The sequence below is a fragment of the Streptomyces sp. SID5469 genome (genome assembly GCF_009862865.1).
GTDB classification, from domain to species: domain Bacteria; phylum Actinomycetota; class Actinomycetes; order Streptomycetales; family Streptomycetaceae; genus Streptomyces; species Streptomyces avermitilis.
This window is the reverse complement of the sequence record NZ_WWIN01000001.1, coordinates 2612860-2635413: the sequence shown is the minus strand read 5'-3', so window position 1 is coordinate 2635413 and position 22554 is coordinate 2612860. Positions and strand designations below refer to the sequence as shown.

Below are 22554 nucleotides of genomic sequence, written 5' to 3'. Positions count from 1 at the left end.
ACTCGTTCGTGGATCGTGGTGCGCCGACGCGCGGGGTAGAGCATCTGTGGAGGCGATCCATGGAACAGACTGCGTTGCGTCCCAAACCGATGCCGGGCCAGGAGTCCGGTGGCGATCGAGCGTCCGGCACCCCCCGGCGCCCCCATGCCGCTCCGCCCCGACGGGGCAAGCGGCTGACGACCCTGCTCTTCGCCGTGTTCGTCGGGACGGTCCTCGTTCTGTCGGGCATCGGCCTCGGCACCGTGGGCGCGACCGTGATCGGATAGCAAGCTGGCGGATTTGCAGCGGAGGCGGGAGGCGGTGCGGGAGCGGCGGGGCCGTCGGGTCCTCTGGTTCCGCCGGCCTCCGGCCGTCCGGGGGCGTCGGTGTCCGGCGGACCGCAGTCCATGGGCGCCAAGTCCGCGCAGGGCGACAGCAGTGCGAACGCCGTGCTCGCGCCGGGCAAGGCGACCCTGGGCGTCGAAGCCGTGGACGCCGCGTCCAATGGCGCTCTCGTGGTGGGGGTCCATGCCCCCGGTCCGGGCTACACGGCGGGCCTGGTCCGCGGCGACATCCTGCTCGCCTTCGGCAGAACCCGTCTCGACTCGGCCGCCGATCTCGCCCGGGCGGTGGCAGGCGCACGCCCCGGCACGGCAGTCCCACTGACGGTGCGTCACGCCAACGGCAACCAGCAGCAGTTGATGGCGACACCGGGGATCGTCACGTAGCCGCGACGGGGAGGTGACTCGTCAACCGCTACTCGTCGCGGGGGGCTCGTACGTAGCCACGGCGTCGGCTGCCGCATCATGCCCCGCGAGCCCGGAGATGCCGGACGGCCGCCGCCGGCCGGCACGACGACGCGAGCCCGCACCATCGGGGCGGAGCCCCGGTTCGGTCTCGGCTGCCCTGCGGCGCGGCAGGGCGGCGGAGCGGGCGACCGACTGCTCGGACGGCACTCGTGCGGCCGACCGGCCCTTTTCGCCCGTCGAGCCTCGGCGCCACGGACCAGCCCGAACCCGCCGGATGCCGCGGGTGCCGTCCGGTCACCGGCGGAGCCGCCCCGACGTGTGTCGGCAGCCGGTCGCCGTCGCGGGCCGTGAAGGCACCCTTTCGTAAAATGTGAGAGGCACTCTCATATTGTCTCGGGAAGTCGACCCCGGCACCGCAATCGGCTCGCGCACGCCCCGTCGGAGGGGGAGGATGCTGCCCGTAGACCCTGGGACACCGCGACCTACGGAGGCCATGGATGACCGGCACGCCCGCGCCCCCCGGCACCGGCGACCCCGCACCCTTCACCGCCGCCGACTACGCGGCCCGGATGCGGCGCGCGGCACAGTCCGCCGCGGACGCCGGTCTCGACGGCGTACTGGTCGCACCCGGCCCGGACCTGGTGTGGCTGACGGGGTACCGGCCGGTCGAGACCGAGCGGCTCACCCTGCTGGTGCTGCGGGCCGGACACGACCCCGTCCTGGTCGTGCCCACCCTGGAGGCGCCCGACGCGGCGGAGGCGGCCGGCGCGCCCGCGCTGACGCTGCGCGACTGGACCGACGGCAAGGACCCGTACGAGGCGGCCGCGACCCTCCTCGACCGGTCCGGCCGCTTCGGCATCAGCGACAACGCCTGGGCCATGCACCTGCTCGGCCTGAGCGGCCGGCTGCCCGGCACGCGCTACGTCGCGCTCACCGAGGCGCTGCCGATGCTGCGGGCCGTCAAGGACGCCGCGGAACTGGAGCGGCTGGCGGCCGCCGGCGCGGCCGCGGACGCCACGTTCGAGGAGATCCGGAAGGTTCCCTTCGCCGGGCGCCGTGAGACGGACGTCGCCGCCGATCTCGCCGAACTGCTACGGCAGTTCGGGCACTCCCAGGTCGACTTCACGGTGGTCGGCTCCGGCCCGAACGGAGCCAATCCGCACCACGAGGCGGGCGACCGCGTCATCGAGCGCGGCGACATGGTCGTCCTCGACTTCGGCGGGCTCAAGCACGGCTACGGCTCCGACACCTCGCGCACGGTCCACGTCGGCGAGCCCGACGAGGAGGAGCGCAAGGTGCACGACCTGGTGCGCGCGGCCCAGGAGGCGGGCTTCCGCGCGGTGCGACCGGGCGTCGCCTGCCAGGACGTGGACCGGGCCGCCCGCGCGGTCATCGCCGACGCCGGCTACGGCGACCGCTTCATCCACCGCACGGGCCACGGCATCGGCGTCACCACGCACGAGCCGCCGTACATGATCGAGGGCGAACAGCGGGCCCTCGTACCCGGGATGTGCTTCTCCGTGGAGCCGGGCGTCTATCTGCCCGGCCGCTTCGGCGTACGCATCGAGGACATCGTGACGGTGACCGACGACGGCGGACGCCGCCTCAACAACACCTCCCGCGAGCTGGTGATCGTCGACTGACCGACCACCCCCCTCACGCCCCCGAGACGACAACGGCGCGACCATGACCCAGGCACCGACACCGACGGCGGACAGCATCCGCAGACTGGTCCGTTCCGTGCTCGCCGACGGCCCCGCGGACGGAGCGGGACCGGAGGTGCGGCCCGTCGCCGCGGGCGGTGAGCACTCCACCTGGTGGGTCGGTACGCGCCATGTGCTGCGGCTCGCCCCCGACCGTGACGCGTCCGTACGCCTGCGTCGCGAGCTGCGGCTGCGCGACCTGGTCCGGCCGCACATCGGGGTCGCGGTCCCGGCGAGCGTCGCGCACGGCGAGTGGGCCACGGGGCTGGCCTACACCCTCGACACCAGGCTGCCCGGCGCCGGCGGAGAGGAGCATGCCGTCTCGGCGGTCGGTGAGGCGGACCTCGCGGCGCTGCTCACCGGGTTGCGCGAGGTGCCCGTACGACAGGCGGAGCCGCTCGGCGTCCCGCGCGCGGTGCCGCGTTCCCTCGAAGCGCTGCGGACGGTCGCGGAGGACGCCGCCCAGTACCTCTCCGGGGCCGACGAGTTCGACGCGGACCGCCTCGGTCAGCTCACGGCGCCGGCGGCGGTGCAGCTCGCCGCGCAGCCCGGTGCGGCGGTCCTCGTGCACCACGCCCTCAAGGGCGAACACCTCGTGGTGAGCGGCGACGGCCGGGTGCGCGGCGTCCTCGACTGGACCGACGCGGTGATCGGCGACCCCGCCGAGGACATCGCCGGGCTGGCCATCGCCGTGGGCGCCCCCGCCGCCGTACGTGCCGCCACCCTCGCCGGCTACGGCGCCCGCCCCTGTCTGCGCGGCCTGTGGCTCACCCGCTGCGACACCCTCGTCCGCCTCGCCGACCGTCTCCAGGGACGCGACGACAGCCCCCTCCCGCTTCTGCGCACCCGACTGCGGCGCGCCTGGGAGGCGATCCTCCTGGAACGGGTCACGGAACTGCCGGGGGACGAGACGCTCTAGACCTGTCCGGCGGGGCGGCGAGAGGTGACGTGACGGACGATGCGTAAACGCTTGCGCAAGCGTTTACGCAAGCGCATACGCGCCGCCCCAACCCACCCGCCACCGCCCGTCACGCCTGCGTGAGCACCACCGACGACTCGCCCGGCAGCTCCAGTACCCCGTCCGCGCCCGGGGTCTCCACCGGCTCCCACGCGGCCAGCACGCGCGCGTGGGCGAGACCGAGCGGGATCCGCGCGGGCTCCTTGGACAGATTGACGGCCACGCGTACGTCGCCGCGGCGGAAGGCGATCCACCGCGCCTCCTCGTCGTACGCGACCTTGACGTCGGTGAGGTCGGGGTCCGAGAGGTCCGCCTCGTGGTGGCGCAGGGTGATCAGGCCGCGGTACCAGGCCAGCACGCGCGCGTGGATGCCGCTTTCCGGTTCCGCCCAGTCGAGGCAGGAGCGGTCGCGGGTCGCCGGGTCCTGCGGGTCGGGGACGTCCTCCTCGGCCCACCCGTGCGCCGCGAACTCCCGCCGCCTGCCCCGGCGTACGGCCTCCGCGAGTTCGGGATCGGTGTGGTCGGTGAAGAACTGCCAGGGGGTGCCCGCGGCCCACTCCTCGCCCATGAACAGCATCGGCGTGAAGGCGGAGGTGAGCGTCAGCGTCGCCGCGCATGCCAGCAGCCCGGGGGACAGGGACGCCGAAAGACGGTCTCCCTGGGCGCGGTTGCCGACCTGGTCGTGGGTCTGCGCATAGCCGAGCAGCCGGTGCGCGGACACGCGCGTACGGTCCAGCGGGCGGCCGTGGCACCGGCCCCGGAACGTCGAGTACGTGCCGTCGTGGAAGAAGCCGCCCGTCAGCGTCTTCGCCAGTGCCGCGAAGGGGGCCCGGGCGAAGTCCTCGTAGTAGCCCTGCGACTCGCCCGTCAGCGCGGTGTGCAGGGCGTGGTGGAAGTCGTCGTTCCACTGCGCGTGCAGACCGAGGCCGCCCTCGTGCCGGGGAGTGACGAGCCGCGGGTCGTTCAGGTCGGACTCGGCGACCAGGAAGAGCGGCCGGTCCTGGTCGGCAGCGAGGGCGTCCACCGCCGTCGACAGCTCCTCCAGGAAGTGGCACGCGCGCGTGTCGCACAGCGCGTGCACCGCGTCCAGGCGCAGCCCGTCGACCCGGTAGTCCCGCAGCCAGGCCAGCGCGCTGCCGACCAGATAGGCGCGCACCTCGTCCGAGCCGGGCGCGTCCAGGTTCACGGCGGCGCCCCACGGCGTGTGATGGGTGTCCGTGAAGTACGGCCCGAACGCGGGCAGACAGTTGCCGGACGGGCCCAGATGGTTGTGCACGACGTCGAGGACGACGCCCAGGCCGAGCTCGTGCGCCCGGTCGACGAACCGCTTCAGTGCCTCGGGCCCGCCGTACGGCTCGTGCACCGCCCACAGGGAGACGCCCTCGTACCCCCAGCCGTGCCGGCCGGGGAACGGGCACAGCGGCATCAGCTCCACATGGGTCACGCCCAGTTCCACGAGATGCCCGAGCCGCTCGGCGGCCGCGTCCAGCGTGCCCTCCCGCGTGTACGTGCCCACGTGCAGCTCGTACAGCACCGCGCCCGGCAGCCCGCGCCCGGGCCGGTCGGCACGCCACGCGTACCGCCCGTGGTCGACCACCGCGCTCAGCCCGTCCGGGCCGTCCGGCTGGCGGCGCGAGCGCGGGTCGGGCAGCACGGCACCGTCGTCCAGGGCGAACCCGTACCGCGTGCCGTCCCCGGCCTCCGCGTCGCCCTTCCACCAGCCGTCGCGCTCCTCGTCGCGCGCCAACGCGCGCGTGGCGCCGCCGCAGTGGAGCGTCACCCGGGCGGCCTGTGGTGCCCACACCTCGAACTGCACGGACGGTTCCCCCTCGTCTGCTCATCGTGATGTAGCCAGTCCATGGTGCGTCAATCGAGATCAATTCGCCGTTGAATCGACCCTTTTGCCACGCGGAACGACCCTGACGGAGACGACGTCCGTTTCCGGGGTTTTCTGGACACCCTGGCCCGACTGCCCGACAATCACCTGCGTGACGTCGTCTTTCGAGTTCCACACGTACCCCGCGCGGCTGTCGGACGCCGAGCGCGACAGGGCGCTGAAGGTGCTCCGCGACGGCGTAGCCCTGGGACGCCTCTCGCACGACACGTTCATCCGGCGCATGGAACTGGCGCTGGTCGCCCGCCAGCCCGCCGAACTGGCCGCGCTCACCGCCGACCTGCCCGCCGAGAAGCGCGTGTCGCGGCTGGTGTTCGGCACGGTCGAGGCGGTCTCCGGCTTCACCGTACGGCTGCGCAGGGCCTGGCAGGCCGAGCGGCTCCCCAAGCTGCTCCTGCCGCACCCCGGCAGCACGCACCCGCTGCGGATAGGCCGCGACCCCGCCAGCGGTCTGAGGCTCAGTCACGACACCGTCTCGCGTGTGCATGCCGAACTCAGCCGCCAGGGCGGCCTGTGGGTGCTGCGCGACCTGGGATCCACCAACGGCACGACGGTGAACGGGCGTCACGTGATCGGCGCCGCGGTCGTCCGTGACGGCGACCAGGTGAGCTTCGGGAACATGGCCTTTCGGCTCGCGACGGAGTAGCCGACGGCGGTCGGCGCCCCGCACCAGGGTGCGCGTTGCGCCGCCCGGTGTGCACGGCGGGCCGCGCCGGAGCGAGACCCCGCCCCGGTGTCACGTGCCGTGTCCGCCCGGCCTTCCCTCGCCCCGGGCGGTGTTGACGTACCTGCCGAGCCGTGACTGACTGTGCGTACACCATGCACACCAGGTGAACCGACGGCACCACATGAGTGGAGGTGCGCCCTGCCGCCACTCCTTCGCTACCCGACTGTCGACGAACTGGCCGCGCGGGCTGCCGCGCTCGTCGCCCGCCGTCCGGGCGACGCCCGGCTGCGCCGCGTGGGCACGTCCCGGGGCGGCACGCCCTTGTGGCTGCTGTCCGTCGGCCACGGCACCCGCCACGCCCTCGTCGTCGCCGGACCGCACGCCAACGAACCCGTGGGCGGCGCCACCGCCCTGCGCCTCGCCGAGCGGGTCCTGGCCGGCCCCGGGCCGGCCGAGGGCGCCGACGCCACCTGGAACCTGCTGCTCTGCCTCGACCCCGACGGCGCGCGCCGCAACGAGGGCTGGCTGTCGGGCCCGTACACCCTCGGCCACTACTTCCGGCACTTCTTCCGCCCGGGCTTCCTGGAGCAGCCCGAGTGGCTGCCCGACGGCGCCGAGCGGGCCGCCCTGCCCGAAACCCGCGCCCTCCTCGACCTCCAGGACGAGCTGCGGCCCTTCTTCCAGTGCTCCCTGCACGGCGTGGACGTCGGCGGCGGCTTCGTCGAACTGACCCAGGACCTGCCCGGCCTCGCCCAGCGCGTCGCAGGCACCGCCGCCCGGTTCGGCATCCCGCGCGAACTCGGCCCCTACGACACCCTGTACTGGCCGCCCCTGGGCCCCGCCGTCTACCGCATCCCACCGCCGCGCCGCGGCGACCTGGCCGCCGCCATCACGGAGGCCGCGGTCGAATCCACCTGGTTCCACCCGCAGCGCTACGGCACCGTGACGGCGGTCGTCGAGGCGCCCATGTGGGGCGTGGCGGCTGTGGAGGACGGCTCACCGCCCGGCGACGCCGACGCGGTCCTGCGCGCCGTCAGCCGCACCCTGCGCCGCGACACGGGCCTTCTGGAGGACATCCTCGCCCGGATCCGGCCGCGGCTCGCCGCCACCCCCGACACCGCCAGTCTGCTCGCCCCGGTCGACGACTATTTACTGGTCGGCCCCGGGCTCGCCGACTCCTGGGATCCCGACACGTTCGACGGCACGGGCCGGCCGCTGCCGCCGCTCAACACCGCCCGGCTGACCGCGCTGGGCATCTCGGGCCGCCGGGTCGCCCTGCGGACCGCCGGGCTGCTGCGCCAACTCGCCACGGCCGCCGGAGCCGCGGCGTCCGACGTCCTCCCCGAGCTGGACCGGCTCATCGACGAGTGGTGCGCCGACTACCGCGACGGCTACGGGGCGCGCTGGGTCCCGGTCGGCCACCAGGTCGAGTACCAGACGCGCGTGGTGCTCGCCGCGTTCGAACTCGCGGGGCGGTACGCGCCCGTGCGCTCGCATTCGGGTGAGCCCCGCTGGGGTTCGGACGCCGTCGTGCCGATGCATACGGAATGACGAAGACGACCATGGCGGTCCCCGGCGCCCTGCTGGCCGCGATCGCCCTGCTCAGCGCGGCCCCGGCCCAGGCGGCGGCCCACCGGGTGACCCCCGGCAACTGGCTCTATGTGACGGTCACCACGGGCGACGCCCGCTCCAGTCACATCAGCAGGCTCCTGACGTGCGACCCGCCCCACGGGCACGCGCACGCGGCCCGGGCGTGCGAGGAACTGGCGGCCGCCGACGGGGACATCACCCGGATCCCGCCCAAGCGCACGTTCTGCCCGATGATCTACGCCCCGGTGACCGCGGACGCGCACGGCGAGTGGAACGGGCGGCACGTCGAGTACCGCCACGCCTTCGGGAACGCCTGCGGGTTGGAGGGGGAGACCGGAGCGGTGTTCGCGCTCTCGGAGCAGGCGTCGGACGGGCCGACGCCCGGTCTGCGGAGCTGACCGGGGCGCGCCCGGCGGGCTCTTTCCGGAGCCCGGACGTCACGCCGCACGGTCCCGCGCGTGCCGGGCCGCCGCCACGACCGTACGGGACTGATGTTCGACCTGGTCCTCCAGGGGGACCCAGCGCGCGCGGAAGCGTACGGCGAAGGCGTCGCTCCAGGCCGCGACGAGCTGTTCGAGGCGCGGCGCGGCGCGGTCGTCGGCCTCCTGGAGGACCCGCAGCAGCATCGCGGCGGCCCGCAGCGGCAGCCGGCGGCCGAACGCGTCGACACTGCCGACGTACGCCATCGTGGTGTCCGCGGGCGGCGCCTGCGCCCAGTCGCCCGCGAGCCCCGGGACCAGCTCCAGCGCCCACTTGGCGGCGCGCAGCAGCGGCCCGTCGGGGCCGGGCAGCCGCGGCAGCGCCTCCGTGAGGACCAGTTCCACCTCCAGCGCGTCCCGCAGCAGCCGCCGCCCCAGCTGCCGCAGGGCCGCCGCGGGCGCCGGGTGCGGCGCCGGATCGTCCACCAGGTCGCTCGCCCACATCGGGACCTCGACGACCGCGGTGAGACCGCCGTACCGATGGGTGTGGTACCAGGTGCTGTGCCGGGCGTCGTCGGGCATGCTCGGGTACGCCGCGTTCGAACCCGGCGCGGGCATCACATGGACGCCGGGACCGGACGCGGGCCAGCCCGCCGCGTCGGAGGCGCCCGTCTCCACCGGAATGTGCAGCTCCGCCGCGGACTTCGCGAACGGCTCGGCGAGGCCGGGGATGTCCTTCGTCAACTGCACCCAGCTGCCGCCCAGATCGGTGCCGTGGAGCGTCACCTGAAGGTAGGGGCGCAGTTCGTCGATGACCCGGGTCAGCGCGCGTGTCTCGGGCGGCAGCCGGTCCGGCGGCAGCACGGACGGCGACCACTCCGGCTGCTCGGGGCCCGCCGGACGGAAGAACCCGAGGTGGTAGTCGAACAGTGTGCGCGGCGCCGGAGTCACATGCAGGGCCGCGCCGTCCGGGTCCGCGCAGAGCAGGAAGTGCCAGGAGGTGCCGTCCCGCAACTCCCGCTCGTACAGCACCCGTTCGGCGAGTGACAGCAGGGTCGAACCGCCGGTCGGCTCGTTGGCGTGGGCGCCCGCGACGACCAGGACGGCACGGGTCGCGTGGCCGACGGACAGCAGGTGCAGAGGTCGGCCCGCGCGGGAGACACCGACTTGTCTGAGCGCGCACAGGCCGGGCCGGTGAGCCGCCAGCGCGCGGGCGGACGAAACGATTTCGGTCACACTGGGGTAGCGCTGCTCCGGCAGGAGACTCACCCCCGTTTGGTCCGCCCGACGTCGCAATCCGCAGTAGTCCACGGCCGGGGGGAACTGTCAAGGAGAAGACGGGGCGGCGCCAGGGGGCGCCAAGAGGCGTTGACGGCGTGCCCCGTCCTCGCAGGGGCGGTCCGGCTCCCTCCGCGGCGGGCCTCACTGCTGATGCAGCCCCCGTCCCGCGAGCGTGAGAAACGTTTCGCCGACCGCCTCGGACAGCGTGGGGTGCGCGTGGATGTGCCGGGCCACGTCGGAGGGCTGTGCGTCCCAGCCGACGATCAGCTGGCTCTCGGCGATCATCTCGGACACGTGGGGGCCCACCAGATGCACGCCGAGCACCTGCCCGCCGCCCTCCTCGGCGACGACCTTCACCATCCCGCCCCGGCCGTGGACCATGCCCTTGGCGACGGCGGTCAGCGGCATCGTGTTGACGTCCACCTCGTGTCCACGCGCGCGTGCCTCCGCCTCGCCCAGCCCCACGGAGGCGGTCTGCGGCGACGAGTACGTGACCCGGGGCACGGCCGCGTAGTCCACGGGCGCGGACGGCAGCCCGGCCAGCGTCTCGGCCACCGACAGGCCCTCGGCGAACGACGCGTGGGCCAGTCCCAGGGACGGCGGTGGCAGCAGGTCGCCCACCACGTGGATGCCGGGCACCGCGGTCTCCAGACGGTCCCAGTCGGACGGCGTCACAAAACCCCGCTCGTCCGTCGCCAGGCCCGCGGCGGCCAGGTCCAGCCCGTCGGTGACCGGCGCCCGCCCGACCGCCACCAGGAGCCGCTCGGCCTCCAGTGTGCGGATCTCGCCCCGCACGGTGCGTACGCGCGCGCGTACCCCCGCCTCCAGGAGTTCGGCGTCGAGCAGCCGCGCCCCCGCCCGCACATCGATGCCGCGCTTCTTCAGACCGCGCGTCAGATGACGGCTGACGTCGACGTCTTCGAGCGGCACGATCCGGTCGGCGGCCTCGACGAGAGTGACCTCCGCACCCATGGAGCGGTGGAACGAGGCGTACTCGACCCCGATCGCACCGCCGCCCAGGACCAGCACGGAGCGGGGGAGGCCGGGCGCGAACAGCGCGTCGTCGCTCGTCACCACGCGCCGCCCGTCCGGCACGAGCCCCGGGAGCGTACGCGGCCGTGAGCCGGTCGCCAGGACGATGCCCCGGCGCGCGGTGAAGTCGCCCGCGCCGCCCGGCAGGTCGTCCGGAGCACCCTCGACGCGGACGCTGCGCGGACCGGTCAGCCGGGCACTGCCCCGGACGACGCGCACGCGCGCGTGGGCGAGGTGCGCCTCCACGCCGCGGTGGTTGCGCGTCACTATGTCGTCGCGCGTGGCGACGAGCGCAGGCCAGTCGATGTCGTCCAGCGTGGCCTTCACCCCCCAGCGCTCGCGCGCCTCGGCGATGCCGTCGACCAGTTCTGCGGCGTGCAGCATCGCCTTGCTCGGAATGCAGCCACGGTGCAGACAGGTTCCGCCGACCTTGTCCCGCTCGGCGAGCACCACGGTCAGACCGAGGGCGGCGGCGCGCAGGGCGGCGCTGTAGCCGCCGGTGCCGCCTCCGATGACGATGACGTCCGGTGTGTTCATGTTCTCCACCTTCCGCCCTCCCCTTGTCATAGATCCAAGGCAATGTTCTTGTGGAAGCCATGCAGAATGCTCATGGAAGGCGGGGGAGATGAGTCTGCGGCAGATGGAGTACTTCCTCGCCGTCGTCGAAGAGGCGTCCTTCACCCGCGCGGCCGAGACCCTCCATGTCACCCAGCCCGCGCTCTCGCACCAGATCAAGGCCCTGGAGAGGTCGGTCGGCGGTGCGCTCCTGGAGCGCATGCCGCGCGGGGTGCGCCTCACCCCGATGGGCCGCGCCTTCCGCCCGCACGCCGAACTCGCCGTGCGCAGCGCCGCCCAGGCCCGCCGCGCGGCCCGCGCCTCCGCCGGAGCCGAAGGCGGCGAACTGCACATCGCGGCCGTCCACTCCGTCGCCGTGGGGGTGCTCCCCGACGTCTTCGCCCGCTGGCGTACCGCCCACCCCCAGGTCGTGCTGCACCTCCACGAGTACGCCACCTCCGAGGCGCTGGAGGAACAGGTCGAGCGCGGCACCGCCGACCTCGCGGTCGGGCCCGCGCCGCGGGACTGGCCCGGCAGCGTCGTGCCGGTCGGCGAGGAGGAGATCGTCCTCGTGGTGCCCTTCGACGACCGTTTCGCGGGCCGTACGACGGTGACGCTGCCCGAGTTGTCGGACCGCTCGTGGATCCGGTGCGCCATGGAGCCCGTCGTGCACGGACAGCGGTTTCTCGACTGGGCCTGCGGGCAGGCCGGATTCCGGCCGCGTACCGCCGTGTTCACCGAGCACACCTCGACGGCGGTGCGTATGGCGGCGGCCGGTGTGGGCGTCAGCACCGCGCCCTCGCACATCGTGCGCGGCGCGGTCGGCGAGGACTGCGTCGTACTCTCCGTGGACCCGCCCTGGAGGCGTCCCCTGACGGTCTTCTCCCGCGTGCCGCCCTCGGGTGCCGCCGCGGCCTTCGTGGAGCTCCTGCGCCGGTATGGAGGGCTCCCGGCGGCGCCCGCGGAGGCCTGCGAGGACGGCATCGCGCGGCCCGCCGACTGCGGGGCCCCGGAGACGGCCCGGCCGCTCCCGCCGACGGCCCTTCTCGACGCCCGTTGACCACCCCTTCAGGTCACCGCGGTCCGGCCACCGTCGCCTGTACGCCGCCCACTCGGCCCCCGAGCCGCTCCAGCAGCACCACGGGCGAGGACCCGAAAAGCTCCACCACGCGCGTGTGGCCCTCGAACTCCCGCTCCGGGGCGAGTGCGTCGGCCCACCGGCCCGGCGGCAGCGCGAGGGCCGTGTCGCGCCAGCCGCCCGCCTCCGCCAGCCGCAGCGACAGCCGGGTCACTGCCGTGAGCACCTCCCCGGAGCGCACGAAGGCCACACAGTGGGCGGCGCCCGGCCCCTCGGCCTCGAGGGGCTCGTACGTCGCCGCGTCACCGAAGACCTCCGGGCGCCGCCCGCGCAGCCGCAGGGCCGCCGTCGTGAGCGCGGACTTCGCCGAGGGCTGCTCCTGGGGTGCGAACACCCCACGGTTGTCCGGGTCGACCAGCGCCCGGTACTCGCCCTCCGTCCCCTGGTAGACGTCCGGCACACCCGGCATCGTCAGATGGACCAGAGCGGCCCCGAGAACGTTCGCCCGGACATGCGGGCCCAACTCGGCCCGGAAGTCCGTCACGAGCCGCCCCGGCGCCCCGCACGGGCCCTGCGCGACGAACGCCGCCACCGTCTCCTCGTACGCGGGGTCCTGCTCGGTCCAGGCGGTGTGCAGCCCGGCCTCCCTGACGTGCTTCAGCAGGGCCGCCTGTACGCGCTCCTCGGCCGCCGGTCCGAGCCCGAGGACCGTCTGCCAGGCGGCCCAGGCGACGTGCGGGTCGGGCACGCCGTCGCCGGCGCGGGTCACCTCCGCGAGCGTGTCGGCCCAGCGCTCCGGGCACTGGGTGAGCACGGAGACGGCCGCGCGCACGTCGGCGCTGCGCTTCGTGTCGTGCGTCGACAAAGCGGTGCCGGTCGCGGGCCAGTCGCGCTGCACGCGCGCGCAGTACGCGTGGAAGTCCTGGGGGGAGACGGCCGGACTGCCCGGGTTCCCGCCCACCTCGTTCGCCGACAGAAGCGGGACGTAGCGATAGAACCCCGTGTCCTCCACGGACTTGGCCCGCAGCGCCGACGACGTCTGCGCGAACCGGGCCCGGAACTCCAGGTGCCCGGGCCCGTCACCGGCCCGCCCCAGCGCCAGATCCCGTACGACGCTCACCGCACCGGCCTCCTCGGGCACCGTGAAGACGGCACGGGCCTCGGCGGCGGCCTCCTCGGTGACGACCGCGGCGGCGTCCCCGGAGGCGTACGGGCGGTACACCTCGAGACGTACGAGGAGCTCTTGCAGCGCGGTGCGCAGCGCCCAGGGGGCGTGGTCGCGCAGGGCGGGGTCCGGGGAGGTGGCGCACAGGCGGCTCGCCGCGCGCGTGAGGCGGTCCACCTCGGTGGCCAGCTCATGGGTGACCACCTTGTACGCGGCGCGCCGCACGGTCGCTTCCCAGTGGCCGCCGCGATCGGCCTGGGGGGCCGCGAAACGCCGGTACTGGCCGAGGAGTTCGCCCGCTCCCGCCGGGTCCGTGAAAAGCCCGTCGACGTGACGCAGGGCGTCGTAGCCGGTGGTTCCCGCGACGGGCCAGGCGGCGGGGAGGTGCTCGCCGTCCGTGAGGATCTTCTCGACGACGGTCCAGCGGCCCCCGGTGGCCGCGTGGAGGCGGCGCAGATACGCGTCCGGGTCGGCGAGACCGTCGGGGTGGTCGATGCGCAGGCCGTCGACGACACCCTCGTCGAGCAGCCGCAGCACGGTGGCGTGCGTCGCGGTGAAGACCTCCGGGTCCTCGACGCGCACCCCGATGAGCTCGGAGATGCTGAAGAAGCGCCGGTAGTTGAGTTCGGTGCGCGCCAGCCGCCACCACACCGGGCGATACCACTGGGCATCGAGGAGCTGCGGCAGCGGCAGCTTCCCGGTGCCCTCGCGCAGCGGGAAGACATGGTCGTAGTAGCGCAGCACGTCGCCGTCGACCTTCAGCCGGTCGATCTCCGCGCCGAGCGGTTGCCCCAGCACCGGCAGCAGCAGCTGCCCGCCCTGTGCGTCCCAGTCGACGTCGAACCAGTGCGCGTACGCGGAATCCGGTCCCTCGCGCAGCACCTCCCAGAGGGGGCGGTTGTGGCGCGGGGCCGCGGCCATGTGGTTCGGCACGATGTCCACGACCAGGCCGAGGCCGTGCTCCCGCGCGGTGCGCGCCAGGGAGCGCAGTCCCCTCTCGCCGCCCAGTTCGTCCCGCACGCGCGCGTGGTCGACGACGTCGTAGCCGTGCAACGACCCCGGTACGGTCTCGAGGACCGGCGACAGATGCAGATGCGAGACGCCGAGCGAGGCCAGGTACGGCACGGCCGCCTCCGCCGCACCGAACGGGAACTCCGGCTGGAGCTGAAGGCGGTACGTGGCCGTGGGCACCGTGGGTTCGGGACGCTCAGGTGTCATGGAACCCTACGTACCCGCCTCGCGGTCTTTCGTGTCATCGACGCGTGCACGGGTCACCGCGCGGGTGGCTGGATTCGTGCGACACGGACAGCGAGGGCGGGCGGGGGCACAGGCGAGACGTACCGTCGGCGCTCGGCCGGACGCCCCCGGCGGCTCCCGGCCCCCGCAGGTCCGGACGGTGGAGCGCTCGCCCGGACGGCCGTCCCCCACGGGTGCTGCCCGGCGCCCCGGCCGGGGGAGGAGCCGGGGTCCGTGGTGCGTCCGGCGCCGGTCAGGACGGATCGGCCGCCAGGGCCCGCTCGCCCGACCAGGGCGTGGAACCGGCCGACCACCCGGACCGCGTCCGCGCCGAAGCCGCCCGGCCACGGGCGGACGGCGCGTCCGCAGCGCTCCGCCACGCCCGGGGTGAACGGTTCACCCCGGGCCTGTCCGGCTGATCAGGCCGGCCGCTGCAACACCGTGAGGCTCCGGTCCACCAGCGTCAGCCGGTCCCCGGCCTTGACCTTCGCGACCGTGCCCGGCGGGATCCCGTCCGTGCGTGCCGTGTCGACGACGACCTGCCACTGGCGGCCGTGGTCGACCGGCACCACGAACTCCAGCGACTTCGGGGAGGCGTTGAACATCAACAGGAAGGAGTCGTCCGAGATCCGCTCTCCGCGTGGGCCGGGCTCGGAGATCGCGGTGCCGTTGAGGAACACCGTCAGCGCCCGTGCCTGCGCCGAATCCCAGTCGCGCTGGATCATCTCCTCACCCGTCGGCGTGAACCAGACGATGTCCGACAGCTCGTCGTGCGTGCCCTCCACCGGCCGCCCGTGGAAGAAGCGGCGGCGCCGGAAGACCGGATGGTCGCGCCGCAGCCACACCATCGCGCGCGTGAACTCCAGCAGCTCGCTGCCGTCCTCGGGCCACGCCACCCACGACAGCTCGCCGTCCTGGCAGTACGCGTTGTTGTTGCCGCCCTGGGTGCGCGCGAACTCATCCCCGTGGCTGAGCATCGGCACGCCCTGCGAGAGCATCAGCGTGGCGATGAAGTTGCGCATCTGGCGCGCCCGCAACGCCAGCACCGCCGGATCGTCGGTGTCGCCCTCGGCCCCGCAGTTCCAGGACCGGTTGTGGCTCTCCCCGTCCCGGTTGTCCTCGCCGTTGGCCTGGTTGTGCTTGTCGTTGTACGCGACGAGGTCGTGCAGGGTGAAACCGTCGTGGCAGGTGACGAAGTTGATGGAGGCGAGGGGACGGCGGCCGTCGTCCTGGTAGAGGTCCGACGAGCCCGTCAGGCGGGAGGCGAACTCCGCGAGCGTACGCGGCTCGCCCCGCCACATGTCCCGCACCGTGTCGCGGTACTTGCCGTTCCACTCGGTCCACAGCGGCGGGAAGTTGCCCACCTGGTAGCCGCCCTCGCCGACGTCCCACGGCTCGGCGATCAGCTTCACCTGGGAGACCACCGGGTCCTGCTGGACCAGGTCGAAGAACGACGACAGCCGGTCCACCTCGTGGAACTGCCGGGCCAGGGTGGCCGCGAGGTCGAAGCGGAAGCCGTCGACATGCATGTCGCTGACCCAGTAGCGCAGCGAGTCCATGATCAGTTGGAGGACGTGCGGGGAGCGCATGAGGAGGGAGTTCCCGGTCCCCGTGGTGTCCATGTAGTAGCGGGGATCGTCGGTGAGCCGGTAGTACGACGCGTTGTCGATGCCCTTGAAGGAGAGCGTCGGGCCCATGTGGTTGCCCTCGGCCGTGTGGTTGTAGACCACGTCCAGGATGACCTCGATCCCGGCCTCGTGCAGCGCCTTCACTGCCGACTTGAACTCCAGCACCTGCTGGCCGCGGTCGCCCCAGGAGGCGTACGCGTTGTGCGGGGCGAAGAAACCGATCGTGTTGTAGCCCCAGTAGTTGTTCAGGCCCATGTCCACCAGACGGTGGTCGTTCACGAACTGGTGCACCGGCATCAGTTCGAGCGCGGTGACGCCCAGTTCAGTCAGGTGTTCGATGATGGCGGGGTGGGCGAGCGCCGCATACGTGCCGCGCAGTTCCTCGGGCAGCGCGGGATGCCGCATCGTCAGGCCCTTCACATGGGCCTCGTAGAGCACTGTGTGGTGGTACTCGGTGCGCGGCCGCCGGTCGTTGCCCCAGTCGAAGTACGGGTTGATCACGACCGAGGTCATCGTGTGCGGCGCCGAGTCCAGGTCGTTGCGCTTGTCGGGGGCGCCGAAGTGGTAGCCGTACACCTCCTCGCCCCACTTGATCTCGCCGCTGATCGCCTTCGCGTACGGATCGAGCAGCAGCTTGGCGGAATTGCAGCGCACCCCGCGCCCCGGCGCGAACGGGCCGTGCACGCGGAAGCCGTACCGCTGCCCCGGCATGACGCCGGGCAGATACGCGTGCCGCACGAACGCGTCGGTCTCCCTCAGTTCCACCGCCGTCTCCGAGCCGTCGTCGTGCAGCAGACACAGCTCGATCCGATGGGCGGCCTCCGAGAAGACCGCGAAATTGGTACCGGCGCCGTCGTACGTGGCGCCGAGTGGATATGCCTCTCCAGGCCAGACCTGCATGGATACGACTCTTCCAGTTGTCCCGGGCCCCTGGGGGCGACTCCCTGCCGAGTCTCCCCGAAAGTGATGGAACCTCCTATGGCTTACGTCCCTCTTAGCGGGCGACCAGCGCATAGGCGCTATGCCGTCACATAAGCACTACGCCGACGCATACGCGCCATGCCGAACCAGTGGGGCTCAAGACACTCCTGGAGACCGGAGGAGTAGGGGGAAATGTGCGCAAGATAGTGCACCGCCATCTGGGCAAGGTGGTGGCAGGCGCGGCCATCGCTGTGGCCGGTACCGCGGTGATGGTCGGCATCACGCTCCCGGGCTCGGCGGGGGCCGACGAACAGGGCGGCCAGGGCGCCGGCCAGTCCGCCCAGCAGGCCGGACAGGCCGGGCAGCAGGGGCAGGCGGCGGCGCAGCCCGGCGTCGTCGAGCAGGCCCCGGCCGAGGGGGAGAAGGGCACGGGCCGCGACCCCCTCACCGACGACGAGACGAAGCGGGTCGCGCAGATCGCGGTGAACCAGCAGTTCTTCGGCTCCAGCGAGAACGTCGAGGGCAGGCGCGGCCCACAGCGCGTCGGCGTCGACCTCGCGGAGCAGGACGAGAACGCGCCGGCCGGCGCGAACGCGCCGCGCCGCGCCGACGTGCGGTTCTACGACTACAAGGACGACACGCTCGTCACCAAGACCGTCAACCTCGACAGCGGGAAGGTCGAGCAGACCGACACCCAGCACGGCGTCCAGCCGCCGATCAGCTCCGACGAGGCCGTCGAGGCGGCCAGGCTGCTGATCGCCGACCCGCTCGGCGCGGGCCTGAAGGCCGACTTCAAGGACGCGACCGGCAAGGAACTCACCTCGCCCGATCAGCTGCTGCTCAACAGCATGGCCTACCGGGCGACCTCGGGTGCCCAGCCCGCGGTCCTCGCGCAGTGCGGTGACCACCGCTGCGTGCGGCTGTTCCCGAAGGTCAGGAACGGGCCCTGGATCGACAGCCGTGACCTGGTGGTCGACCTGAGCGCGCGCAAGGTGGGCAAGCTCGGCTGAGCCGCGGTCCGTTCGCTTTTCCAACGCTCCGCCTTCCTTTCTGTTCCTCTGCCGCTCTCTCCCGCTCTCTCGTCCCCCCTCGTCCCCTCTCTTCTCTCCCCTCCTTCTTTCCCTTCCTTCTTCCTGCTTTTCGCGAGGAGTCACTTCTTCATGCGCGTGAACAGAATCAGCCGGGCCCGCCGCCGGGCGGCGGTGTCCCTGTCCGTGGCGGCGCTCGCCGTCGGTGCGACGACGGTCGCGGGACCGGCCGTCGCCCAGACCAAGTCGGCACCCGCGGCGGCCGCCGACTGCAGCGCGGCGTACCGGATCGAGCAGAAGCTCGCCTCCGGCACCACCTGGCAGATGTGCTGGCACTACGAGAGCGAGGCCGGGCTCGTCCTGGAGAACATCTCGTACCAGCCGCCCGGTGAGACACGGCCGATCAAGGTCCTCACCAGCGCCAAGCTCGGCCAGATCCACGTCCCCTACGACGACGGCAAAGCCGAGTACAGCGACCTCACGGGTGCGGGCTTCGGCCAGGGCCTGATGAACATGGCGCCCGGCGAGTGCCCCGGCGGCACCATCAAGACCGTCAAGGTCCCGGGCGCCTGGGATCCGCAGCACCCGAACGTCAAGGGTCTGTGCACCACCACCCGTTCGCGCGGCCACGCCTACCGCATGCAGGGCGACACGGCGAACAAGGTCTTCCAGGCCCAGGGCAAGGACCTGCTGGTCTACACCGTGAACCAGGTCGGCTGGTACGAGTACATCACCGAGTGGCGCTTCCAGGACGACGGCACGATCAACATGAACGTCGGCGCCACCGGCAGCCTCTCGCCCGTCGACTACGACGCCGGCGACGGCCGCGGCTGGCCCCTCGGCAAGGGCGCCAAGGCGTACGCGACCAGCCACAGCCACAACATCTTCTGGCGGCTCAACTTCGGTCTGGACGGCTCCTCGAAGAACACGGTCGAGCAGTACGACTCCGTGGTCACCGCGCCCGCCCGGGGCAACGAGGGCCCGACCAACAAGACCACCCGCACGAAGATCACCAAGGAACTCGCGGGCGACGCCAAGAACATGCGCTGGTGGCGGGTCGTCAGCGCGACCGGCAAGAACAAGGACGACCACGCGCGTTCCTACGAGATCGTCCCGGGCGCCACCACCAAGTACCCCGGCCGCAGCTTCACCAAGCACGACATCTACTTCACCGAGTACAAGAAGTGTGAACAGTTCGCCAGCGACAACCTGCGCAACTGCGGTACCGGAGCCGGTAAGTCCGTCGACAAGTGGGTCGGCGGACAGACCCTCACCCACCCGATCGCCTGGGTCAACGTCGGTTTCCACCACATCGCCCGGGACGAGGACCAGCAGCCGATGCCGGTACACTGGCAGGGCTTCTCGATAGCTCCGCGCGATGTCACCGCTATGAATCCGCTCACTCCGGCCGAGCTGGCCGACCAGAACGGGCATGTGGAAAACGGTAGTTGAGAAACGACACTGTCCATCCGGCTGCATCGCCCGCTGCTCCCGGAGTACCCTTCCTTGATCGTTGGCTGGGATCAGCCACAGGGGAGAGCTCGGGGGAGCGGAAGGCGGTGCGTGGGTGGGCTCGGGAGGGCTGGAGTTGCCCCCTGGTGACGAGGGTCACGAGGGGAACTCCACAGATGTCCCACCCGGCGCGGTGTCCCTGGCACGGCCGATGGAAATGGGATCCATCGGACCGGAACTGGACTGGGGCACGGACGCCTGGCGCGAGGTGCGTACGCGCGCCCAGCGGGCCGGCCGTGCCTATATCTGGCTGAACCTCGTCGAACAGCGGCTGCGCGCGGTCGTGGCCGCTGTTCTGCGCCCCATCTACGAACCCGTCCACGGCGACGAGTGGGTGGTCGCCGCGGCCGGACCGGCCGGCCAGGAGTGGGTCCAGCGGGCGGTCGCGGTACGCGAAGTGAGCCGCCGCAAGGGCTACTTGCTGGACCCCGCCGACGACAACGTGCTGAGTTTCCTCACCCTGCCGCAGCTGCGCGAGCTGATGGTGCAGCACTGGCCGTGCTTCGAGCCGTACATCGACGAGCGCCGCGACGTTGAACTCGCCCTGGACGAGCTGGAGGTGACGCGTAACGTCGTCTCCCGCAACAGGGCCCTGTCCGAAGCGGTGCTCGGCCAGGCCGAGCGCGCCTCGGCGAAGCTCCTGGAGATCCTCGGCGCGGGCAGCGACGTGCCGTCCGCACGCCGGCTGCCCGTCGACGCGGTCGAGGACATGGTCGGCGACCGGTACGGGGACGTGGTCGGCGTCCACCCGGACCGGGTACGGCTGCTGCGGCAGTTCCCGGGCGAGGACATCTTCGGCGGCGCCCGCCGCCTCGACGCCATCGGCATCGGCCTGAACCTGCTCGTGCAGAACTTCTCCGGGCGCCGGCTGGTACGGCTCGCCGAGTCGGGCTGCCGGGTGCGTCTGCTGTTCCTGAATCCCGCGTCCAGCGCGGTGAAGCGGCGCGAGCGCGAACTCGGCATCAAGCGGGGCGAGATGAGCCGCGCCGTCGAGATGAACATCCTGCACATGCGCCGGGTGCGGTCCAAGCTGCGCGACCCGGGCGCCTTCGAGATCCAGGTCTACGACGAGACGCCTCGCTTCACCGCGTATCTCGTCGACGGAGACGGCTCCGACGGCATCGCGGTGGTGCAGTCGTATCTGCGGCGCACCCGCGGCATGGAAGCGCCGGTCCTGGTGCTGCGCGGCGGGGGCCGGGTGGTGAAGGCGGACGACGTCGACGACAGCGGGCTCTTCCCGACCTACCGCGAGGAGTTCGAACTGGCTTGGGCGGATTCGCGGCCTGTGTCCTGACGAGTCCGCATTCCGGGCGGGCGCGGTGCGTCCGCGGGGTCGCCCGGACCGGCGAAGCGGAACGCGGTCGCCGGATTGTCAGTGGCGCGTGGGAGGGTGGAGACCACTGGGGGAAAGCACCACCACGAAGGGGGGCCGCCATGGCCTGGCACGAGCAGCTGCTGATCGGCTTCGACCTGGAGACGACCGGAACGGATCCGCGCGAGGCGCGCATCGTCACCGGCGCGGTCATAGAGGTCAAGGGTCAAGAGCCGGTCGGACGCCGCGAGTGGCTGGCCGACCCGGGCGTGGAGATCCCGGCGGACGCGGTGGCCGTGCACGGGATCACCAATGAGCGGGCCGCGGCCGAGGGCGGTCCCCCCGACCGGGTCGCCGAGTCCCTGGCGCAGACCCTCGTGGGGTACTGGCGAACCGGAGTGCCGGTCGTGGCGTACAACGCGACCTTCGACCTCACCCTCCTGTCCGCCGAACTGCGCCGGTACGGACTGCCGTCGCTGCGCGAGCGGCTCGACGGCCGCGACCCGGCACCGGTGATCGACCCGTACACGATCGACCGCTGGGTGGACCGCTACCGCCGCGGCAAGCGGAACCTCGAGGCGGTCTGCACGGAGTACGGCGTCCCCCTGGACGCCGCGCACGACGCGACCGCGGACGCCCTGGCCGCGGCCCGGCTCGCCGCCGCGATAGCCCACCGCCACCCGAAGATCGCCGCGCTCGGCCCGGCGGAGCTGCACCGCCGCCAGATCGAGTGGTACGCGGCCTGGGCGGCGGACTTCCAGAGCTTCCTGCGCCGCAAGGGCGACACGGCGGCGGTCGTGGACGGCACATGGCCGCTGCGGGAGCCGGCGGACGAAACGGTCTGAGCGGACGTCCGGGACGGGCGGCCGGGAAGGCAGGGTACTCAGAAGGGGTACCAGCGCACCGTCTCGTCCCCGTCCCGCAGTGACGCCACACGCCGCTCGAACTCGGTCAGTGCCTTGGGATTGCTCGGCGCGTGCTGGGCGACCCAGGCGCAGCTGGCGGTCTCCCGGGCGCCCCGGAGCACGGCAGCGCCCGTCCACTCCCGCACATCCCACCCGTATGTCGTGGTGAACGCGTCGTACGCCTCGGCGGGCAGCCCGTAGCGGTCACGGGACAGGGCCATGACCACCAGGTCGTGCTCGCGCAGATCGGCGGAGAAGGTCTCCAGGTCGACCAGGACCGGACCGCCCGGGCCGACGTGCACATTGCGGGGCAGTGCGTCGCCGTGGATCGGGCCGGGCGGCAGCTGCGGAGTGAGCGCGGCCGCGGCCGCGGCGAACCCGTCGCGGCGCTCGCGCAGATAGGCCGCGTCCGCCGGATCGATCGCGTCGCCCGCCAGACGCAGCCAGCGCTCCACGCCGCCCAGCAGTTCGCGGGGCGGCAGGTCGAAGGAGGGGGAGGGCAGGGCATGCACCACCCGCAGCAGTTCGGCCAGGTCCCGGGGCTCCGCGGGGCGTACCGGATCCGGCAGCCGATGCCACACCGTCACCGGATGGCCGTCCACCAACCGCGCCTCGGGCTCGGCGGCCCGCACCGCGGGGACGCCGGTGTCGGCGAGCCAGTGCGCGATCTCCAGCTCCCGCCGTGCGCGGTCGAGGAGCTCGGCGTCGCGCCCCACCTTGACCACCAGGTCACCGGCGGCGAACACCGCGTTCTCGCCCAGGGCGAGAAGCCGCGCGTCCCGGGCCGGCCCGGGCAGCACGCTCGCCGTGGCCAGTACGTCCCGCGCCTGTGCCTCGTCCATCGTTCGCCTCCGTGTTCCTCGCGCGTACGGCGTCACGAACACGCCATCCGACGGAAAGTGTCGCATTGGCGCTGGTCGGGCCGCCTACAAGGGCTTGCAC

General features: G+C 72.7%; 16 protein-coding genes and 1 pseudogene. 11 read left to right on the top strand and 6 right to left on the bottom strand.

All coding sequences use genetic code 11. From position 1 onward, the window contains the following. Positions 1-59 precede the first annotated feature (59 nt). From GTY58_RS11360 to GTY58_RS11350, 3 genes and pseudogenes are all read left to right on the top strand, one after another. Positions 60-707: pseudogene (locus tag GTY58_RS11360) on the top strand (PDZ domain-containing protein). Between the two features lie 518 nt (positions 708-1225). After that, entirely contained in the window at positions 1226-2371 is a 1146-nt protein-coding gene (locus GTY58_RS11355) for an aminopeptidase P family protein (protein ID WP_010983601.1), read from the top strand. 43 nt (positions 2372-2414) lie between these two features. Beyond that, a complete protein-coding gene (locus tag GTY58_RS11350) occupies positions 2415-3350 on the top strand; it encodes an aminoglycoside phosphotransferase family protein (RefSeq protein WP_010983600.1) in 936 nt (311 codons plus the stop codon). Positions 3351-3459: 109 nt separating this feature from the next. On the opposite strand, the gene treZ is transcribed toward GTY58_RS11350, so the two are convergent. Next, the gene (gene treZ / locus GTY58_RS11345; protein WP_010983599.1) at positions 3460-5205 is read right to left on the bottom strand and encodes a malto-oligosyltrehalose trehalohydrolase; all 1746 of its coding nucleotides are present in this window, start codon (positions 5203-5205) and stop codon (positions 3460-3462) included. Between the two features lie 172 nt (positions 5206-5377). Between treZ and GTY58_RS11340 the strand changes: the two genes are divergently transcribed. The 3 genes from GTY58_RS11340 (at position 5378) to GTY58_RS11330 (ending at position 7938) form a co-directional block, all read left to right on the top strand. Continuing rightward, positions 5378-5929 carry a DUF1707 and FHA domain-containing protein gene (locus GTY58_RS11340; protein WP_042492943.1) on the top strand — a complete coding sequence of 184 codons (552 nt, stop codon included), beginning with the start codon at positions 5378-5380 and terminating at the stop codon, positions 5927-5929. Positions 5930-6148: 219 nt separating this feature from the next. Beyond that, a complete protein-coding gene (locus tag GTY58_RS11335; RefSeq protein ID WP_037650076.1) occupies positions 6149-7501 on the top strand; it encodes a M14 family zinc carboxypeptidase in 1353 nt (450 codons plus the stop codon). Beyond that, complete coding sequence (locus GTY58_RS11330; RefSeq protein WP_010983596.1) at positions 7498-7938, top strand: SSI family serine proteinase inhibitor; 441 nt, start codon at positions 7498-7500, stop codon at positions 7936-7938. Before GTY58_RS11335 ends, GTY58_RS11330 begins: the two co-directional genes overlap by 4 nt. A 39-nt stretch (positions 7939-7977) precedes the next feature. Here GTY58_RS11330 and GTY58_RS11325 read toward each other — a convergent pair whose 3' ends face one another. Both GTY58_RS11325 and lpdA read right to left on the bottom strand, forming a co-directional pair. Beyond that, positions 7978-9228 carry a M14 family zinc carboxypeptidase gene (locus GTY58_RS11325; protein WP_010983595.1) on the bottom strand — a complete coding sequence of 417 codons (1251 nt, stop codon included), beginning with the start codon at positions 9226-9228 and terminating at the stop codon, positions 7978-7980. 153 nt (positions 9229-9381) lie between these two features. Next, on the bottom strand, positions 9382-10809 hold the full coding sequence (gene lpdA, locus GTY58_RS11320; protein ID WP_171033200.1) for a dihydrolipoyl dehydrogenase: 1428 nt from the start codon (positions 10807-10809) through the stop codon (positions 9382-9384). 88 nt (positions 10810-10897) lie between these two features. On the opposite strand from lpdA, the gene GTY58_RS11315 reads away from it, so the two are divergent. Continuing rightward, positions 10898-11887, top strand: coding sequence for a LysR family transcriptional regulator (locus GTY58_RS11315; RefSeq protein ID WP_010983593.1), 990 nt, complete (start codon positions 10898-10900; stop codon positions 11885-11887). 13 nt (positions 11888-11900) lie between these two features. On the opposite strand, the gene treY is transcribed toward GTY58_RS11315, so the two are convergent. Next, a complete protein-coding gene (gene treY, locus GTY58_RS11310) occupies positions 11901-14288 on the bottom strand; it encodes a malto-oligosyltrehalose synthase (protein ID WP_010983592.1) in 2388 nt (795 codons plus the stop codon). 437 nt (positions 14289-14725) lie between these two features. Then, a complete protein-coding gene (glgX, locus tag GTY58_RS11305; protein WP_010983591.1) occupies positions 14726-16834 on the bottom strand; it encodes a glycogen debranching protein GlgX in 2109 nt (702 codons plus the stop codon). A 215-nt stretch (positions 16835-17049) separates the two neighbouring features. On the opposite strand from glgX, the gene GTY58_RS11300 reads away from it, so the two are divergent. From GTY58_RS11300 to GTY58_RS11285, 4 genes are all read left to right on the top strand, one after another. Beyond that, a complete protein-coding gene (locus GTY58_RS11300) occupies positions 17050-17865 on the top strand; it encodes a hypothetical protein (RefSeq protein ID WP_037650034.1) in 816 nt (271 codons plus the stop codon). 150 nt (positions 17866-18015) lie between these two features. Further along, positions 18016-19335 carry a copper amine oxidase gene (locus tag GTY58_RS11295; protein WP_010983589.1) on the top strand — a complete coding sequence of 440 codons (1320 nt, stop codon included), beginning with the start codon at positions 18016-18018 and terminating at the stop codon, positions 19333-19335. A 115-nt stretch (positions 19336-19450) separates the two neighbouring features. Next, a complete protein-coding gene (locus GTY58_RS11290; RefSeq protein WP_037650037.1) occupies positions 19451-20689 on the top strand; it encodes an SAV2148 family HEPN domain-containing protein in 1239 nt (412 codons plus the stop codon). 140 nt (positions 20690-20829) lie between these two features. Beyond that, the gene (locus GTY58_RS11285; RefSeq protein ID WP_010983587.1) at positions 20830-21552 is read left to right on the top strand and encodes a 3'-5' exonuclease; all 723 of its coding nucleotides are present in this window, start codon (positions 20830-20832) and stop codon (positions 21550-21552) included. A gap of 38 nt (positions 21553-21590) precedes the next feature. Here GTY58_RS11285 and GTY58_RS11280 read toward each other — a convergent pair whose 3' ends face one another. After that, on the bottom strand, positions 21591-22454 hold the full coding sequence (locus GTY58_RS11280; protein WP_010983586.1) for an aminoglycoside phosphotransferase family protein: 864 nt from the start codon (positions 22452-22454) through the stop codon (positions 21591-21593). Positions 22455-22554 lie beyond the last annotated feature (100 nt).

Bases quoted from the DNA above. Each gene is read 5' to 3' on its own strand.
- GTY58_RS11355 (WP_010983601.1), top strand. From the start codon at position 1,226: ATGACCGGCACGCCCGCGCCCCCCGGCACCGGCGACCCCGCACCCTTC.
- GTY58_RS11350 (WP_010983600.1), top strand. From the start codon at position 2,415: ATGACCCAGGCACCGACACCGACGGCGGACAGCATCCGCAGACTGGTC.
- GTY58_RS11330 (WP_010983596.1), top strand. From the start codon at position 7,498: ATGACGAAGACGACCATGGCGGTCCCCGGCGCCCTGCTGGCCGCGATC.
- lpdA (WP_171033200.1), bottom strand. From the start codon at position 10,809: ATGAACACACCGGACGTCATCGTCATCGGAGGCGGCACCGGCGGCTAC.
- GTY58_RS11315 (WP_010983593.1), top strand. From the start codon at position 10,898: ATGAGTCTGCGGCAGATGGAGTACTTCCTCGCCGTCGTCGAAGAGGCG.
- treY (WP_010983592.1), bottom strand. From the start codon at position 14,288: ATGACACCTGAGCGTCCCGAACCCACGGTGCCCACGGCCACGTACCGC.
- glgX (WP_010983591.1), bottom strand. From the start codon at position 16,834: ATGCAGGTCTGGCCTGGAGAGGCATATCCACTCGGCGCCACGTACGAC.
- GTY58_RS11295 (WP_010983589.1), top strand. From the start codon at position 18,016: ATGCGCGTGAACAGAATCAGCCGGGCCCGCCGCCGGGCGGCGGTGTCC.
- GTY58_RS11285 (WP_010983587.1), top strand. From the start codon at position 20,830: ATGGCCTGGCACGAGCAGCTGCTGATCGGCTTCGACCTGGAGACGACC.
- GTY58_RS11280 (WP_010983586.1), bottom strand. From the start codon at position 22,454: ATGGACGAGGCACAGGCGCGGGACGTACTGGCCACGGCGAGCGTGCTG.